General features: G+C 50.6%; 14 protein-coding genes. 10 read left to right on the forward strand and 4 right to left on the reverse strand.

Features of this window, described 5'->3' with window-relative positions:
• Nucleotides 1–214: 214 nt before the first annotated feature.
• The gene (gene purU, locus ABLU86_RS22480; RefSeq protein WP_015705100.1) at nt 215–1,057 is read right to left on the reverse strand and encodes a formyltetrahydrofolate deformylase; all 843 of its coding nucleotides are present in this window, start codon (nt 1,055–1,057) and stop codon (nt 215–217) included.
• A gap of 44 nt (nt 1,058–1,101) precedes the next feature.
• The gene (locus ABLU86_RS22485) at nt 1,102–1,560 is read right to left on the reverse strand and encodes a YchJ family protein (RefSeq protein ID WP_348796396.1); all 459 of its coding nucleotides are present in this window, start codon (nt 1,558–1,560) and stop codon (nt 1,102–1,104) included.
• A 110-nt stretch (nt 1,561–1,670) separates the two neighbouring features.
• On the opposite strand from ABLU86_RS22485, the gene rssA reads away from it, so the two are divergent.
• From rssA to galU, 3 genes are all read left to right on the forward strand, one after another.
• Nucleotides 1,671–2,570, forward strand: coding sequence for a patatin-like phospholipase RssA (gene rssA, locus ABLU86_RS22490; RefSeq protein ID WP_015367078.1), 900 nt, complete (start codon nt 1,671–1,673; stop codon nt 2,568–2,570).
• Nucleotides 2,571–2,659: 89 nt separating this feature from the next.
• A complete protein-coding gene (rssB, locus tag ABLU86_RS22495; protein WP_020079113.1) occupies nt 2,660–3,673 on the forward strand; it encodes a two-component system response regulator RssB in 1,014 nt (337 codons plus the stop codon).
• A 197-nt stretch (nt 3,674–3,870) separates the two neighbouring features.
• The gene (gene galU, locus ABLU86_RS22500) at nt 3,871–4,773 is read left to right on the forward strand and encodes a UTP--glucose-1-phosphate uridylyltransferase GalU (RefSeq protein ID WP_015367076.1); all 903 of its coding nucleotides are present in this window, start codon (nt 3,871–3,873) and stop codon (nt 4,771–4,773) included.
• A 125-nt stretch (nt 4,774–4,898) separates the two neighbouring features.
• Here the strand turns inward: galU and hns are convergent, their stop codons facing one another.
• Nucleotides 4,899–5,306: a histone-like nucleoid-structuring protein H-NS gene (gene hns / locus ABLU86_RS22505; RefSeq protein WP_004103116.1), complete on the reverse strand. Its 408-nt coding sequence runs from the start codon at nt 5,304–5,306 to the stop codon at nt 4,899–4,901.
• Between the two features lie 550 nt (nt 5,307–5,856).
• On the opposite strand from hns, the gene tdk reads away from it, so the two are divergent.
• A complete protein-coding gene (tdk, locus tag ABLU86_RS22510; RefSeq protein WP_015705104.1) occupies nt 5,857–6,477 on the forward strand; it encodes a thymidine kinase in 621 nt (206 codons plus the stop codon).
• 183 nt (nt 6,478–6,660) lie between these two features.
• Here tdk and adhE read toward each other — a convergent pair whose 3' ends face one another.
• Nucleotides 6,661–9,339 carry a bifunctional acetaldehyde-CoA/alcohol dehydrogenase gene (gene adhE, locus ABLU86_RS22515; RefSeq protein WP_230132930.1) on the reverse strand — a complete coding sequence of 893 codons (2,679 nt, stop codon included), beginning with the start codon at nt 9,337–9,339 and terminating at the stop codon, nt 6,661–6,663.
• Nucleotides 9,340–9,817: 478 nt separating this feature from the next.
• On the opposite strand from adhE, the gene ABLU86_RS22520 reads away from it, so the two are divergent.
• The 6 genes from ABLU86_RS22520 to oppF all read left to right on the forward strand — a co-directional run bounded on the left by ABLU86_RS22520 (nt 9,818) and on the right by oppF (nt 16,801).
• Nucleotides 9,818–10,465, forward strand: a complete 648-nt coding sequence (locus tag ABLU86_RS22520) for a YchE family NAAT transporter (protein WP_015367071.1) — start codon at nt 9,818–9,820, stop codon at nt 10,463–10,465.
• A 750-nt stretch (nt 10,466–11,215) separates the two neighbouring features.
• Nucleotides 11,216–12,847, forward strand: coding sequence for an oligopeptide ABC transporter substrate-binding protein OppA (oppA, locus tag ABLU86_RS22525; RefSeq protein WP_015367070.1), 1,632 nt, complete (start codon nt 11,216–11,218; stop codon nt 12,845–12,847).
• An 84-nt stretch (nt 12,848–12,931) separates the two neighbouring features.
• Nucleotides 12,932–13,852, forward strand: coding sequence for an oligopeptide ABC transporter permease OppB (gene oppB / locus ABLU86_RS22530; RefSeq protein ID WP_015367069.1), 921 nt, complete (start codon nt 12,932–12,934; stop codon nt 13,850–13,852).
• A 14-nt stretch (nt 13,853–13,866) separates the two neighbouring features.
• The gene (oppC, locus tag ABLU86_RS22535; protein WP_015367068.1) at nt 13,867–14,775 is read left to right on the forward strand and encodes an oligopeptide ABC transporter permease OppC; all 909 of its coding nucleotides are present in this window, start codon (nt 13,867–13,869) and stop codon (nt 14,773–14,775) included.
• A gap of 11 nt (nt 14,776–14,786) precedes the next feature.
• On the forward strand, nt 14,787–15,800 hold the full coding sequence (locus tag ABLU86_RS22540) for an ABC transporter ATP-binding protein (protein WP_015705106.1): 1,014 nt from the start codon (nt 14,787–14,789) through the stop codon (nt 15,798–15,800).
• Complete coding sequence (gene oppF, locus ABLU86_RS22545; RefSeq protein WP_015367066.1) at nt 15,797–16,801, forward strand: murein tripeptide/oligopeptide ABC transporter ATP-binding protein OppF; 1,005 nt, start codon at nt 15,797–15,799, stop codon at nt 16,799–16,801. Before ABLU86_RS22540 ends, oppF begins: the two co-directional genes overlap by 4 nt.
• Nucleotides 16,802–16,813 lie beyond the last annotated feature (12 nt).

Consider the following 16,813-nt stretch of genomic DNA (forward strand, 5'->3'; position numbering starts at 1 on the left):
AGTCGATGACGGCAGATTTACAGTCTGCTCCCTTTGGCCGCTCGGGAACCCCACCACGGGGTAATGCTTTGTACTGGCCTGCTCCCTTCTCGGGAAGCGGGGCGCATCATACCAAATGACGCGCCCCTGTAAAGCATTCCTTTGACAAAATTAAACTGGTTGCCTGATTTTTACGCGTAACGCCGCAAAGCTAACCAATTCATTTCGCTGTCGATTAAAGAATAATCGTCCGATTACCGTAAACAAAGACGCGTTGCGCCAGTACCTGATACAGCGCGCGGCTTAAGACGTTTTTTTCCACGTCGCGGCCCGCGCGCATCATATCTTCGGCGGTATAGGTATGATCGACATGAATCACGTCCTGCATGATGATTGGGCCTTCATCCAGATTATCATTTACGTAGTGGGCGGTGGCGCCAATGATCTTCACGCCGCGCTCATAGGCCTGATGATAGGGACGCGCGCCGATAAACGCTGGCAGGAATGAGTGGTGGATATTGATGATTTTGTTCGGGAAGCGGGCTACAAACTCCGGGGTAAGCACGCGCATGTATTTTGCCAGTACCACGTAATCCGGATCGTGGGCGGCTATCGCATCACCCATCCGCTGGTCGTGCTCTTCGCGGCTCAATCCTTCATGGCTCACCAGCTCAAAAGGAATATCAAAACGTTCCACCAGCGTGCGCAGCGTTTCATGGTTGCCGATAACCGCGGCGATGTCGACATCCAGACCGCCATAGTTGGCTTTCATCAGCAGATCGCCGAGACAGTGAGCTTCTTTGGTAACAAGAATGACCACTCGACGACGGCCGGCCGGGTTAAGTTCACGGATCGAACCTTCCGGCAGCGCGCTATCGAGGTCGGCGAGCAGGGTGGCGTCATTAAAGATACCTTCGAGCTCGGTACGCATAAAGAAGCGGCCGGTACGATGATCGACAAACTCATTGTTCTGTACAATGTTCAGCTCGTGTTTGTAACAAATATTCGTGATACGCGCGATGAGGCCTTTCTGATCAGGGCAAATGGTGCGTAGTACTTTACGTTGTAATGAATGCATCGCGGGGAAAATCCTGTTGTGTTTGCAATTGCTGATGCCGGGCCTTACTGGCCGCAGCATTTTTTAAATTTTTTACCTGAGCCGCAAGGGCAGGGGTCATTACGACCAATTAATGGTCGGGTGCCGTCAATATAGTACCACTGTCCGTTTTCTTTTAAGAATCTGGAACGTTCAATAATCGCGCCGGGACGGTTATCTTCAGTAAAGCGCGCGATAAAGCTGACGAAGCCTTCATCGGGGCTACGGCCGTTATCGGTTGCGAAAACGGTTAAACCAAGCCACTGCGTATTGGCAAAGCCTTTTTCGATATCGGCGCGAAAGCGTGGCGCCTCACAGTGTGGATGCCAGGTTTTGATTAAATAATCGACATCTTTCATCACGAATGAGCTATAGCGGGAACGCATCAGCTGTGACGGGCTCGGCGCAAGCTGACCGCCAGTCAGATATCGCTGGCAACATGAGCTATACTCCAGAGCGCTGCCACAGGGGCATAAGTGCGACAAAATCGCCTCCATGGAAAAGAATGACGGCGCCAGAGCGCCAAAGTGCATTATGTTAACTGAGCGATGGCGCTGATGTCATGCTCGGAGTGGAAGGATATGTATCTGTACTAATGAGAAAGCTAAAGATTGGTTTAGCGCTAGGGGCTGGCGCCGCGCGCGGTTGGTCGCATATCGGCGTGATCAAAGCGCTGCATCGGGCGGGAGTTGATGTCGATGTGGTAGCGGGATGTTCGATTGGTGCCTTAGTCGGTGCGGCCTACGCCTGCAATCGCCTCCCTGCGCTGGAAAAGTGGGTTAGCTCCTTTAGCAACTGGGACGTGCTGCGATTGATGGATCTCTCCTGGCGGCGCGGCGGACTGTTACGCGGCGAGCGCGTGTTCAATCAATACCGGCAAATTATGCCCGTCGCGCAAATTGAAGCGTGCGAACGCCGTTTTGCCGCCGTGGCGACTAATCTGAGTACCGGGCGCGAATTATGGTTTACGGAAGGCGATCTGCACATGGCGGTCCGCGCTTCTTGTAGTATGCCTGGCCTGATGTCGCCGGTGATGCATAACGGCTACTGGCTGGTGGATGGCGCGGTGGTTAATCCGGTCCCGGTCTCACTGACGCGAGCTTTGGGGGCGGATATTGTGATTGCCGTCGATCTCCAGCATGACGCCCATCTTATGCAACAGGATTTATTATCAATAGAGTCGCCTCGTCCGGAGCCGATAGAGGAGCTCAGTTGGCATTCCCGTCTGCGATCCCGGTTGGGGAGAATGAGCTCTCGCCGTGCGACAATAACCCCCACGGCGATGGAGATTATGTCAACCTCGATACAGGTGCTGGAAAATCGCCTGAAACGTAATCGTATGGCAGGCGATCCGCCGGATATCCTGCTCCAGCCGTTTTGTCCGCAAATCTCCACTCTTGATTTTCATCGTGCTGGCGAAGCGATGGCCGCAGGACAGCTGGCCGTTGAGAAAAAAATGGATGAATTATTACCCTTGGTGCGCACTTCCGCGTAGCGCACTTGTCCAACACTTAAGTAAATTCTGACAGGCGATAGCGTGAATAGCGTGCCACTATTTAATTATCGTCAGCCAGGGGAGAGAACATGACGCAGCCATTGGCGGGAAAACAGATTCTGATAGTTGAAGACGAACCCGTTTTCCGCTCTCTCCTTGATAGCTGGCTAACTTCCCTGGGGGCGACTACCCGCCAGGCGGAAGACGGCATTGAAGCGCTACAGCAAATCGCGATTTCGAAACCGGATCTGATGATTTGCGATATCTCGATGCCGAGGATGAACGGCCTTGAACTGGTTGAGCAGGTTCGCAACCAGGGTGAACAGCTCCCGATTCTGATGATTTCAGCGACCGAAAACATGGCGGATATTGCTAAAGCATTACGTCTTGGCGTGCAGGATGTCTTACTGAAGCCGGTAAAAGATTTTAATCGCCTGCGTGAAACGGTGTATGCATGTCTCTACCCGACAATGTTTAGTTCACGAGTTGAAGAGGAAGAGAGATTATTTGAAGACTGGGACGCGTTAGTTAGCGATCCCCTGGCGGCGTCAAGGTTATTACAGGAACTTCAGCCGCCGGTGCAGCAGGAGATTTCCCATTGTCGTATCAATTATCGTCAGCTTATCTCAGCGGATAAGCCGGGGTTGGTGCTGGATATTGCGCCGTTATCAGAAAACGATCTGGCGTTTTATTGCCTGGATGTCACCCGCGCTGGCGATAATGGCGTTCTGGCGGCATTATTATTACGCGCTTTGTTTAATGGTTTGCTGCAAGAACAACTTGCTCATCAGGGACAGCGCTTGCCGGAAATGGGCGCATTGTTAAAACAAGTTAACCAATTACTCCGCCAGGCCAATTTACCGGGTCAATTCCCATTGTTGGTTGGTTATTATCACAGCGGATTAAAAAATTTGATTCTGGTTTCTGCCGGTCTTAACGGTACGTTGAATACCGGAGAGCATAAAATTCAAATTAGTAACGGCGTTCCATTAGGAACGTTGGGCAACGCATACCTCAACCAAATTAGCCAGCGCTGCACATCCTGGCAGTGCCAAATTTGGGGAGCAGGGGGACGTTTACGCCTGATGTTGTCTGCAGATTGAACAATTCGCTCTATTTTTAGTAGGTGGGATTACCGGGCCTACATTTCCGGTGGTACTATCACTGCGTTTTATGCGTAAAAGTCCTAATTCGAGGGTATCCATACCTTTTCAGACCAGGTTTAACTGATCAGACTGATATACTCGATGCGTTATTTATTGACATTAAGTTCAAAAAACGAACAGTCCAGGAGATTTCAATGGCTGCCCTTAATTCTAAAGTAAGAAAAGCTGTTATCCCGGTAGCGGGATTAGGCACCAGGATGCTACCCGCCACCAAGGCTATTCCGAAAGAAATGCTGCCACTGGTAGATAAACCATTAATCCAATATGTTGTTAACGAATGTATCGCCGCTGGGATTACTGAAATTGTTCTGGTGACACACTCTTCGAAAAATTCTATTGAAAACCATTTCGATACCAGCTTCGAACTCGAAGCGATGCTGGAAAAACGTGTAAAACGTCAGCTTCTGGAAGAAGTTCAGTCTATCTGTCCGCCGCACGTCACCATTATGCAGGTACGTCAGGGGCTGGCTAAAGGTCTGGGCCACGCGGTGCTGTGCGCGCATCCGGTTGTCGGCGATGAGCCGGTTGCGGTTATTCTGCCCGACGTGATTCTGGACGAATATGAGTCCGATCTGACCCGTGATAACCTGGCGGAGATGATTGCTCGCTTTGACGAAACGGGCGCCAGCCAGATCATGGTTGAGCCGGTTGAAGACGTCACCGCTTATGGTGTTGTTGACTGCAAAGGCGAAAGCCTGCAGCCTGGCGAAAGCGTGCCGATGGTTGGCGTTGTTGAGAAACCAAAAGCAGACGTCGCGCCGTCTAATCTGGCGGTAGTCGGTCGTTATGTGCTGAGCGCCGATATTTGGCCGCTGCTGGCGAAAACCCCTCCGGGAGCCGGTGATGAAATTCAGCTGACTGATGCTATCGATATGCTGATCGAGAAAGAAACCGTTGAAGCTTACCACATGAAAGGCAAAAGCCATGACTGCGGTAATAAGCTCGGCTATATGCAGGCCTTCGTAGAATATGGCGTTCGCCATAAAACTCTGGGCGAAGACTTTAAAGCCTGGCTTGCGCAAGCGGTCGCGAAGTAATATTCGCCACCCGAGAAACCGGTTCGCCTGACAGCGAACCGGTTTTTTTATGCCTGATACTTTCAGCGTGTAACGATAAAAAAAATCCCGCCGAAGCGGGATTTTTTTATCAAGCATAAAGCGAATTAGAGCAGGAAATCGTCCAGTGTTTTACCTTGCTCGTCCATTGCTTTCTTGATGACTGCCGGAGTACGACCCTGGCCAGTCCAGGTTTTAGTTTCGCCGTTTTCATCAACGTAGCTGTATTTTGCCGGACGCGCAGCACGTTTAGTTTTGGTGCCTGCTTTAACTGCTGCCATAGTGCTCAGCAGTTCATTCGGATCAATACCGTCAGCGATCAGCATTTCGCGGTACTGTTGCAGTTTACGAGTGCGCTCTTCAATTTCAGCAGCAGCAGCGCTTTCTTCTTCACGACGTTCGTTAACGACAACTTCTAATTTTTCCAGCATCTCTTCAAGCGTTTCAAGGGTGCATTCTCTTGCCTGCGCACGAAGAGTACGGATGTTGTTCAAAATTTTAAGTGCTTCGCTCATTGTAGTAATCTCAAACTTATATTGTGGGGTGGTTTGTTGAACTAATAATAGAGCGATAAAATCAGATGTGCAATAGGGGAGAATGTAAGGAATTCAAAATTACTTGTTATTTGTCTGGTTGATTAAATAATTTAAGTTAAATTTTCGCGCGACTTCACATCTTCTCGCTTATAGCTTAAGCATGCGCACTGACGCTAAAACCATGAGTCAGGATGATTTTCCTGCGTTTCGAGAGTAAATTTATACTTCACGTGGATAAATATCACACTTCAGTTTTAGCGCATTAGTTATGGTGATGTTTAATATAAATTGGCGACCAAAACCCATTATAGTTGTCTGGAGAATGGCGGTTTAAGCACAAAACGACAATGATTTGTATCTGCTACCGTGGTGACGGTGATGTCTGAACGCTATTCCTTCGCTGGCCGTTTCATTTGTTGTAAAGCATCGTCATTAAACCAGCAGCAATACCCCCGGTGAAAGCACGGTAGGCTCAGTAATATATGATACAATTGCGCGGTAAAACACATTGATTGGGGTTACGCCGCCGATGGCACAACTTTATTTTTACTATTCTGCAATGAATGCAGGTAAGTCTACTGCGCTGTTGCAGTCGTCGTACAATTACCAGGAACGAGGGATGCGTACCGTCGTTTATACCGCTGAAATTGACGATCGTTTTGGTTCTGGCAAAGTGAGCTCACGAATCGGGCTTTCTTCACCAGCGCGGCTGTATAATCCTCAGACGTCGTTATATGCCGATATAGCGTCAGAACATGCCCGCCAGCCCATCCATTGCGTACTGGTGGACGAAAGCCAGTTCCTGACCCGTGAACAGGTTCATGAGCTCTCAGAAGTCGTGGATGAGCTGGATATCCCTGTATTGTGCTACGGCTTGCGTACAGATTTCCGCGGTGAGTTATTCAGCGGTAGCCAGTATTTGTTAGCATGGTCGGATAAACTGGTTGAGTTAAAAACGATTTGCTTCTGTGGCCGTAAGGCAAGCATGGTGTTACGTCTTGATCAGGAAGGGCGGCCATACAATGAAGGAGAACAGGTAGTGATTGGCGGTAATGAGCGGTACGTTTCCGTATGCCGTAAGCATTATAAAGAGGCGTTAAGCACCGGTTCATTAACTCAGGTGCAAAGTAAGCTGCGTCACGGCGAATAATGCTGTAATTTCATTACCTTCAGGCGTCTAAATGGCGCCTGTTGTCTTTTATGGAATCGGTTCCTTTATTCCGACTTCACCAGATTTATTGCATTCACTACTCCTGGATGTAACTCTAATAAAGTACGAATATAAAAAAAGCCCCATCAATAGATGGGGCTTCGTTCATTTCAATTCTGCGAATTAAGCGGATTTTTTCGCTTTTTTCTCAGCTTTGGCCGGAGCCGCTTCTTTTTTCACAGCCGCCGCTTCACCTTCTACAAAGTCACGACCGTAGTAGGTATCCAGCAGAATCTGTTTCAGCTCGGCGATCAGCGGGTAGCGCGGGTTAGCGCCGGTGCACTGGTCATCGAAGGCGTCTTCAGACAGCTTATCAACGTGAGCCAGGAAATCAGCTTCCTGAACGCCGGCTTCGCGAATAGATTTCGGAATACCCAGTTCAGCTTTGAGGCTTTCCAGCCATGCCAGCAGTTTCTCGATTTTCGCCGCAGTGCGGTCGCCCGGAGCGCTCAGACCCAGGTGGTCTGCGATCTCAGCGTAGCGACGGCGCGCCTGCGGACGGTCATACTGGCTGAATGCGGTCTGCTTGGTCGGGTTGTCATTCGCGTTATAGCGGATAACGTTGCTGATCAGCAGGGCGTTTGCCAGACCGTGAGGAATGTGGAACTGCGAGCCCAGTTTGTGCGCCATTGAGTGGCACACGCCGAGGAAGGCGTTAGCAAACGCGATACCGGCGATAGTGGCGGCGCTGTGCACACGTTCACGGGCTATCGGGTTCTTAGAACCTTCATGGTAAGAGGCCGGCAGATACTCTTTCAGCAGTTTCAGCGCCTGCAGAGCCTGACCATCGGAGAACTCAGAAGCCAGTACGGAGACGTAAGCTTCCAGAGCGTGAGTCACGGCATCCAGACCACCGAAGGCACAGAGAGACTTCGGCATATCCATGACCAGGTTGGCATCGACAATCGCCATATCCGGAGTCAGAGCGTAGTCGGCCAGCGGATATTTCTGTCCAGTTGCATCGTCGGTTACTACGGCGAACGGGGTAACTTCAGAACCGGTACCGGAGGTGGTGGTAATAGCAACCATCTTGGCTTTGACGCCCATTTTCGGGAACTTGTAGATACGTTTACGGATATCCATAAAGCGCAGCGCCAGTTCTTCGAAGTGGGTTTCCGGGTGCTCGTACATGACCCACATGATTTTTGCCGCATCCATCGGGGAACCGCCGCCCAGGGCGATGATTACGTCTGGTTTGAAGGAGTTGGCCAGATCCGCGCCTTTACGCACGATAGTCAGCGTTGGGTCAGCTTCAACTTCAAAGAACACTTCGGTTTCTACGCCAGCCGCTTTCAGTACGGAAGTGATCTGGTCCGCGTAACCGTTGTTGAACAGGAAGCGGTCAGTCACAATCAGCGCGCGTTTGTGACCATCAGTAATCACTTCATCCAGTGCGATTGGCAGTGAGCCACGACGGAAGTAGATAGATTTCGGAAGTTTATGCCACAACATGTTTTCAGCTCGCTTAGCAACGGTTTTCTTGTTGATCAGGTGTTTCGGACCAACGTTTTCAGAGATGGAGTTACCACCCCAGGAACCACAACCCAGAGTCAGGGAAGGTGCGAGTTTGAAGTTATACAGGTCGCCGATACCACCCTGGGAGGCCGGGGTGTTGATCAGGATACGCGCGGTTTTCATCATCTGGCCGAAGTAGGCCACGCGAGCCGGCTGGTTGTCCTGGTCGGTGTACAGGCAAGAGGTGTGACCGATACCGCCCATGGCGACCAGTTTTTCTGCTTTATTGACCGCGTCTTCGAAATCTTTCGCACGGTACATTGCCAGCGTCGGAGACAGTTTTTCGTGAGCGAACGGTTCGCTTTCGTCAACGTCGGTAACTTCGCCGATCAGAATCTTAGTGGTGGCTGGCACGGTGAAGCCTGCCAGTTCAGCGATTTTTGCCGCTGGTTGACCAACGATCGCCGCATTCAGCGCGCCATTTTTCAGGATGATGTCCTGAACGGCTTTCAACTCTTTACCCTGCAGCAGGTAGCCGCCGTGGCTGGCAAAACGCTCGCGGACGGCGTCGTAGACGGAGTCGACAACCACCACGGATTGTTCAGAAGCACAGATAACGCCGTTATCGAAGGTTTTCGACATCAGTACGGACGCCACAGCGCGTTTGATATCAGCCGTTTCATCAATAACAACCGGCGTGTTGCCCGCGCCAACGCCGATAGCTGGTTTACCGGAGCTATAAGCGGCCTTAACCATACCTGGGCCGCCGGTGGCGAGGATCAGGTTGATGTCAGGATGATGCATCAGTGCGTTAGACAGTTCTACGGAAGGCTGGTCGATCCAACCGATCAGATCTTTCGGCGCGCCTGCGGCAATCGCTGCCTGCAATACGATGTCCGCCGCTTTGTTAGTCGCGTCTTTAGCACGCGGGTGCGGAGAGAAGATGATGGCGTTACGCGTCTTCAGGCTGATCAGCGATTTGAAGATAGCAGTAGAAGTCGGGTTGGTAGTCGGGACGATACCGCAAATAATACCGATTGGCTCAGCAATGGTGATGGTACCGAAAGTGTCGTCTTCAGACAGGACGCCACAGGTCTTTTCATCTTTATAGGCGTTGTAGATATATTCGGAAGCGAAGTGGTTTTTGATCACTTTATCTTCAATAATACCCATGCCGGATTCGGCAACAGCCATTTTAGCGAGAGGGATTCGAGCATCTGCAGCAGCCAGAGCGGCGGCACGGAAGATCTTATCAACTTGTTCTTGAGTGAAACTGGCATATTCACGCTGGGCTTTTTTTACGCGCTCTACAAGTGCGTTAAGTTCAGCGACATTAGTAACAGCCATAATGCTCTCCTGATAATGTTAAACTTTTTTAGTAAAACAGTAGCTCGATTCGACATTATAGACAGGCTGTTAACAGCTTGCATGTAAATGTTAACGTAAAGATTTCTAACGCTTTGAACCCACTGATTTACTAAAAAAGCTTTGTCTCACTACGCACTCAGGTACTTCGGCCTTTCACTCTGTTGATGTAGCCAAGATTACTCACTTCTGAGTATTAATTACGTGATTTGGATCAATATTTGGCGATGCTGATACCTTTCAGCAGGTCAATGATTAACCAATCAAGTCAGGGTTAATGATAAGATATGCATATTTAATGAATAAAGTGCATGCGCGAAACAAATATATAACAAATAAAATCAATAAACCCCGGCTGCATATTTGAGATGAATTGTGGCGATGAAAAGGGTATCTTCTGCGCAATTATTTTGTACCGATACTGTCAACAGCCTTTTTTAATGGTGCTGCGGAGTTCACTGTGACCCTACCGTTGTTTGATTTCGCTATTTATTTTAAATTTTTTATCGGCCTGTTCGCGCTGGTCAATCCGGTTGGCATCATTCCGGTTTTCATTAGTATGACCAGTTACCAGACGGCGCTGGTACGTAATAAGACGAATCTGACGGCTAACCTGTCGGTGGGTATCATCCTGCTTACCTCGCTCTTTCTTGGCGATGGCATCTTACAAATTTTCGGCATCTCAATTGATTCCTTCCGTATTGCCGGCGGGATCCTGGTGGTGACGATCGCCATGTCGATGATCAGCGGCAAACTCGGCGAAGATAAACAAAATAAACAAGAGAAGTCGGAGACGGCCATTCGTGAAAGCATCGGTGTCGTACCGTTGGCATTACCTTTAATGGCGGGGCCGGGGGCTATTAGTTCCACGATCGTGTGGGGCACGCGTTATCACTCGATTGCCCATCTGATTGGTTTTTCAATCGCTATTGCGTTGTTTGCCGCCTGTTGTTGGGGAATTTTCCGCATGGCGCCATGGTTAGTCAGATTGCTGGGGCAGACCGGTATTAACGTCATTACACGTATCATGGGTCTGTTACTGATGGCTTTAGGCATCGAGTTTATTGTTACCGGGATTAAAGCGTTGTTTCCTGGATTGACAGCATAGCCGGTGTATCAGGCGCGGGGTTGGGCCTCGCGTTTGAAAGATTATTAGCAAAAGTTATTCTTGGTACTAATAAAAAAGACAAACGATAACTTTTGCTAATGATGATTTAATTTTATATTTATCATATGGTTAGTTGATTTTATTCTATCTCGCCGTACTGTCTTTCTCCTGTCATCACTGTTATTTTCATCACACCATTCTCTGGCGCTTGCTGTCGGATCATTGAAATGATATTAGTAATTTCATTGAGACAGCAGATTAATGTGCTAAAAAATAGACAACTGTTAAATTTTTGTACAAAAAAGCAACTTCGCGCGCAGCGCCGGGCCGCAAAACGACAGGGTGGTCCTATCCTGCTGATTAAAAACAATGTTTTTTCTTTTTTGGCGTTATAAGTCTTACGATAAGCACGGTAAAAAAAACAATAAAAGAGAATCCGGTAACATATTTGCAAATTGCATTGGCGGACAAGAAATCGTTTTGGTACTTTCCGGCCTGATCGCTAACTAACTAATATGCACAAATGAGAATTATTATTAAATGACTCGTTGTGCCGACATTCCCCTCTGGACAGGGGGTAAAGAATCGACGTCAAGGCTGCCGTTTGAGCGGTCGTAATAAATAAGTCGGTGATAGCAAGCAGTAAAATCTGACAGCGGCAAAGACTCCTGCACTGTACAGAATCCCAATAAGGGAAAAATAACAGGCTGGTTAAATAACCAGTAATTATAATGAGTGGAGTAACAACACATGACCATCATCACTAAAAAAAGTCTGGTAGCGGCGGGAATTTTATCTGCGCTCATCACCGCAAATGTTGCTATGGCAGCGGATGTTCCTGCCGGGGTGCAACTGGCGGATAAACAAACGCTGGTGCGTAATAACGGGGCAGAGGTGCAATCTCTGGATCCGCATAAAATTGAAGGTGTACCGGAGTCCAACGTTAACCGCGATCTGTTTGAAGGGTTAGTGATTGGCGATCTTAACGGCCATCCTGTTCCGGGCGTTGCCGAATCGTGGGATAACAAAGATTTTAAAGTCTGGACTTTCCATATTCGCAAAGATGCCAAATGGTCTGATGGTTCGCCGGTTACCGCGCAAGATTTCGTTTATAGCTGGCAGCGTCTGGCCGACCCGAAAACAGCATCACCGTACGCCAGCTATCTCCAGTACGGCCATGTCGCCAACGTCGATGAGATTATTGCCGGCAAAAAACCAGCAACCGATCTCGGCGTCAAAGCGATCGACGACAAAACCTTTGAAGTCACCCTGAGCGAGCCGGTCCCTTATTTCTATAAACTCCTTGTCCATCCATCCGTTTCCCCAGTACCAAAAGCCGCCATCGAAAAATATGGTGAAAAATGGACTCAGCCGGCGAATATCGTCACCAATGGCGCCTATAAACTAAAAGATTGGGTGGTGAACGAACGTATTGTGCTCGAGCGTAATACGAATTACTGGGACAACGCTAAAACGGTTATTAACCAGGTAACTTACCTGCCAATTTCTTCTGAAGTTACCGATGTGAACCGCTACCGCAGCGGCGAAATCGACATGACCTATAACAACATGCCGATTGAACTGTTCCAGAAGCTGAAAAAAGAGATCCCGAAAGAAGTTCACGTCGATCCTTATCTGTGTACTTATTATTACGAAATCAATAACCAGAAAGCGCCATTTACCGACGTACGCGTCCGTACCGCGCTTAAGCTGGCGCTGGATCGCGATATTATCGTCAATAAAGTGAAAAACCAGGGCGATCTGCCGGCTTACAGTTACACCCCGCCATACACCGACGGCATGAAACTCGTTGAACCTGAGTGGTTCAAATGGTCTCAGGAAAAGCGTAATGAAGAAGCGAAAAAATTACTGGCGGAAGCCGGTTATACCGCTGATAAGCCGCTGACCTTTAACCTGCTGTATAACACTTCCGACTTACATAAAAAACTGGCTATTGCCGTGGCGTCCATCTGGAAGAAAAACCTTGGCGCTAACGTTAAGCTGGAAAATCAGGAGTGGAAAACCTTCCTCGACAGCCGCCATCAAGGCACCTTTGACGTCGCCCGCGCCGGCTGGTGTGCTGATTACAATGAGCCGACATCGTTCCTGAACACCATGCTCAGCGACAGTTCTAACAACACGGCGCATTATAAGAGCCCGGCATTTGATAAGATCATCGGCGATACCCTGCAGGTCACCGATGAAGCGAAACGCGCAGAGCTGTACGCGCAGTCGGAGCAACAGTTGGATAAAGATTCCGCGATTGTTCCGGTTTACTACTATGTGAACGCGCGCCTGGTTAAACCGTGGGTTGGCGGTTATACCGGTAAAGACCCGTTGGATAATATTTACGTGAAGAACCTTTATATTATCAAACATTAATGGCAAGACGTGGGGCAGGCAGAGCTTGCCCCACCGTGTCTGAATTCATCGCACTCGATAGGCACAGGCCAGAAGGTACGGGCAATGTTAAAATTCATATTACGTCGCTGTCTGGAAGCGATTCCGACGCTATTCATCCTTATTACTATCTCTTTCTTCATGATGCGTCTCGCGCCGGGCAGTCCTTTTACCGGTGAACGTACGCTGCCGCCGGAAGTCATGGCGAACATTGAAGCGAAATATCATTTAAACGACCCCATCATGACCCAGTACTTCAATTATCTGAAGCAGCTGGCGCACGGTGATTTTGGTCCTTCCTTTAAATATAAAGATTATTCGGTGAACGATCTGGTGGCATCAAGCTTCCCGGTTTCCGCCAAATTAGGCCTTGCCGCCTTTTTATTAGCGGTAATCCTGGGCGTCAGCGCCGGGGTTATTGCCGCGTTAAAACAAAATACCAAATGGGACTACGCGGTGATGGGGGTGGCAATGACCGGCGTCGTCATACCGAGTTTTGTGGTGGCGCCGCTATTGGTGATGATTTTCGCCATCACGTTGCATTGGCTGCCTGGCGGCGGTTGGAACGGCGGGGCGCTGAAATTTATGATCCTGCCGATGGTGGCGTTATCGCTGGCATATATTGCCAGTATCGCCCGTATCACCCGTGGATCGATGATTGAAGTTTTGCACTCCAACTTCATCCGTACCGCACGGGCGAAAGGCCTGCCGATGCGCCGAATTATCTTCCGCCACGCGCTGAAGCCTGCGTTGCTGCCGGTGCTTTCCTATATGGGGCCGGCATTCGTCGGCATTATCACCGGCTCAATGGTTATCGAAACGATTTACGGCCTGCCGGGTATTGGCCAGTTATTCGTCAACGGGGCACTTAACCGCGACTACTCGCTGGTGCTCAGCCTGACGATTCTGGTCGGCGCGCTGACCATTCTGTTTAACGCGATCGTCGACGTACTGTACGCCGTTATCGATCCGAAAATTCGCTACTGAAGCCGGAGTTCGCCATGATGTTAAGTAAGAAAAACAGCGAGGCGCTGGAGCACTTCAGTGAGAAGCTGGAAGTTGAGGGCCGTAGCCTGTGGCAGGATGCGCGTCGTCGCTTTATGCATAACCGCGCGGCGGTGGCCAGCCTGATTGTGCTGGTGATTATTGCACTGTTTGTGACTATCGCTCCAATGCTGTCGCAGTTCTCCTATTTCGATACCGACTGGGGGATGATGTCCAACGCTCCGGATATGGAGTCTGGTCACTATTTTGGCACAGATTCATCCGGTCGCGACCTGCTGGTGCGCGTGGCGATTGGCGGGCGCATATCGCTGATGGTTGGCGTTGCCGCGGCGCTGGTGGCGGTGATCCTCGGTACCCTCTATGGTTCGCTTTCCGGCTATCTCGGCGGCAAAGTGGACTCGGTGATGATGCGTTTACTGGAAATCCTCAACTCCTTCCCGTTTATGTTCTTCGTGATCCTGCTGGTCACCTTCTTTGGTCAGAACATCCTGCTCATCTTTGTGGCGATCGGGATGGTGTCGTGGCTGGATATGGCGCGTATCGTACGCGGTCAGACCCTGAGTCTGAAACGTAAAGAGTTCATTGAAGCCGCGCAGGTCGGCGGAGTCTCTACCGCGAATATCGTTATTCGTCATATCGTGCCGAACGTGCTGGGTGTAGTTGTGGTTTACGCATCACTGTTGGTACCTAGCATGATTCTGTTCGAATCCTTCCTGAGCTTCCTCGGCCTTGGGACCCAGGAGCCGCTGAGCAGTTGGGGCGCATTACTCAGTGATGGCGCCAACTCAATGGAGGTATCGCCGTGGCTGTTGCTGTTCCCTGCCGGGTTCCTGGTGGTAACGCTGTTTTGTTTTAACTTTATCGGCGATGGCCTGCGTGATGCCCTCGACCCGAAAGACCGCTAAGGAGCGCCGTCATGAGCACAATTGAAATGACTAAAGCGCCGCAGGCCGCGCAGCAAAGCGGTCTGCTGCTGGATGTGAAGGATCTTCGGGTGACGTTTAAAACGCCAGACGGCGATGTCACCGCGGTTAACGATTTGAATTTTAACCTGAGGGCCGGCGAAACCTTAGGCATCGTCGGTGAGTCAGGTTCCGGTAAATCGCAAACGGCGTTCGCGCTAATGGGACTTTTGGCCGCGAATGGCCATATTAGCGGTTCCGCCACTTTTAACGGTCGCGAAATCCTTAATTTGCCCGAGCGCGATCTGAATAAGCTGCGTGCCGAACAGATTTCGATGATTTTCCAGGACCCGATGACCTCGTTGAACCCTTATATGCGGGTCGGCGAGCAGTTGATGGAAGTGCTGATGCTGCATAAAGGGCTGAGCAAAGCCGCGGCTTTTGAAGAGTCGGTAAGGATGCTTGATGCGGTGAAGATGCCGGAAGCGCGCAAGCGCATGAAGATGTTCCCGCACGAGTTCTCCGGCGGGATGCGCCAGCGCGTGATGATCGCCATGGCGCTGTTATGTCGGCCAAAACTGCTGATCGCGGATGAACCGACCACCGCGTTGGACGTCACGGTGCAGGCGCAGATCATGACCTTGCTCAACGAGCTGAAGCGCGAATTCAACACCGCGATTATTATGATTACCCACGACCTCGGCGTGGTCGCGGGGATCTGCGATAAGGTACTGGTGATGTACGCCGGGCGCACCATGGAATACGGTCAGGCGCGCGACGTCTTCTATCAACCGTCGCACCCGTACTCGATCGGTTTACTCAATGCGGTACCGCGTCTCGATGGCGAAGGCGATTCCTTGCTAACGATTCCAGGCAACCCGCCGAACCTGCTGCGTCTGCCGAAAGGGTGTCCGTTCCAGCCGCGCTGCCCGCATGCCATGGAAATCTGTAATAGCGCTCCACCTCTGGAGTCGTTTGCGCCAGGCCGCCTGCGTGCCTGCTTTAAACCGGTGGGGGACCTGCTATGAACGCCGTGATCGAACAAAGAAAAGTGCTGCTCGAAATTGCCGATCTGAAGGTGCATTTTGATATTAAAGATGGCAAGCAATGGTTCTGGCAGCCATCAAAAACGCTCAAAGCGGTCGATGGCGTCACTCTGCGCCTGTATGAAGGCGAAACGCTGGGGGTGGTTGGCGAATCCGGCTGCGGTAAATCGACCTTCGCCCGCGCCATTATCGGCCTGGTGAAAGCCACCGACGGTAAAGTCGCCTGGCTGGGTAAAGACCTGCTGGGTATGAAACCTGAAGAGTGGCGCGATGTGCGTAGTGATATCCAGATGATCTTCCAGGATCCGCTGGCCTCACTGAATCCGCGTATGACCATTGGCGAAATCATCGCTGAACCGCTGCGGACCTATCACCCGAAGATGCCTCGTCAGGAAGTGCGAGATCGCGTGAAGGCGATGATGATGAAGGTCGGCCTGTTGCCGAACCTGATTAACCGCTATCCGCACGAATTCTCCGGCGGCCAGTGTCAGCGCATTGGTATCGCGCGTGCGCTGATCCTTGAGCCTAAGTTGATTATTTGCGATGAGCCGGTTTCGGCGCTGGACGTTTCCATTCAGGCGCAGGTGGTGAACTTACTACAGCAACTGCAACGGGAGATGGGGCTATCATTGATTTTTATCGCCCATGATCTGGCGGTAGTAAAACATATTTCCGACCGTGTGCTGGTGATGTATTTAGGCCACGCGGTGGAGTTGGGGACCTATGATGAGGTGTACCATAATCCGCTGCACCCTTATACCAAAGCGCTGATGTCGGCGGTGCCGGTGCCGGATCCCGATCTGGAGAAAAACAAAACCATCCAACTGCTGGAAGGGGAGTTGCCTTCGCCGATTAATCCGCCATCGGGTTGTGTATTCCGCACCCGATGCCCATTGGCTGGGCCCGAATGCGCCAAAACAAGGCCGGTGCTGGAGGGCAGTTTCCGCCATGCGGTTTCCTGCCTGAAGGTAGACCCGTTATAATCACTCGGGCTG

This window comes from Klebsiella sp. JN_Kp121 (genome assembly GCF_040062145.1).
In the GTDB taxonomy this organism is placed as follows: Bacteria; Pseudomonadota; Gammaproteobacteria; order Enterobacterales; family Enterobacteriaceae; genus Klebsiella; species Klebsiella aerogenes.

What these genes read in the sequence shown, in the direction of transcription:
- adhE (WP_230132930.1), bottom strand. Translation starts at nt 9,339, where the DNA reads ATGGCTGTTACTAATGTCGCTGAACTTAACGCACTTGTAGAGCGCGTA.
- rssA (WP_015367078.1), top strand. Translation starts at nt 1,671, where the DNA reads ATGAGAAAGCTAAAGATTGGTTTAGCGCTAGGGGCTGGCGCCGCGCGC.
- oppF (WP_015367066.1), top strand. Translation starts at nt 15,797, where the DNA reads ATGAACGCCGTGATCGAACAAAGAAAAGTGCTGCTCGAAATTGCCGAT.
- galU (WP_015367076.1), top strand. Translation starts at nt 3,871, where the DNA reads ATGGCTGCCCTTAATTCTAAAGTAAGAAAAGCTGTTATCCCGGTAGCG.
- tdk (WP_015705104.1), top strand. Translation starts at nt 5,857, where the DNA reads ATGGCACAACTTTATTTTTACTATTCTGCAATGAATGCAGGTAAGTCT.
- hns (WP_004103116.1), bottom strand. Translation starts at nt 5,306, where the DNA reads ATGAGCGAAGCACTTAAAATTTTGAACAACATCCGTACTCTTCGTGCG.
- ABLU86_RS22540 (WP_015705106.1), top strand. Translation starts at nt 14,787, where the DNA reads ATGAGCACAATTGAAATGACTAAAGCGCCGCAGGCCGCGCAGCAAAGC.
- oppC (WP_015367068.1), top strand. Translation starts at nt 13,867, where the DNA reads ATGATGTTAAGTAAGAAAAACAGCGAGGCGCTGGAGCACTTCAGTGAG.
- rssB (WP_020079113.1), top strand. Translation starts at nt 2,660, where the DNA reads ATGACGCAGCCATTGGCGGGAAAACAGATTCTGATAGTTGAAGACGAA.
- purU (WP_015705100.1), bottom strand. Translation starts at nt 1,057, where the DNA reads ATGCATTCATTACAACGTAAAGTACTACGCACCATTTGCCCTGATCAG.
- oppA (WP_015367070.1), top strand. Translation starts at nt 11,216, where the DNA reads ATGACCATCATCACTAAAAAAAGTCTGGTAGCGGCGGGAATTTTATCT.
- oppB (WP_015367069.1), top strand. Translation starts at nt 12,932, where the DNA reads ATGTTAAAATTCATATTACGTCGCTGTCTGGAAGCGATTCCGACGCTA.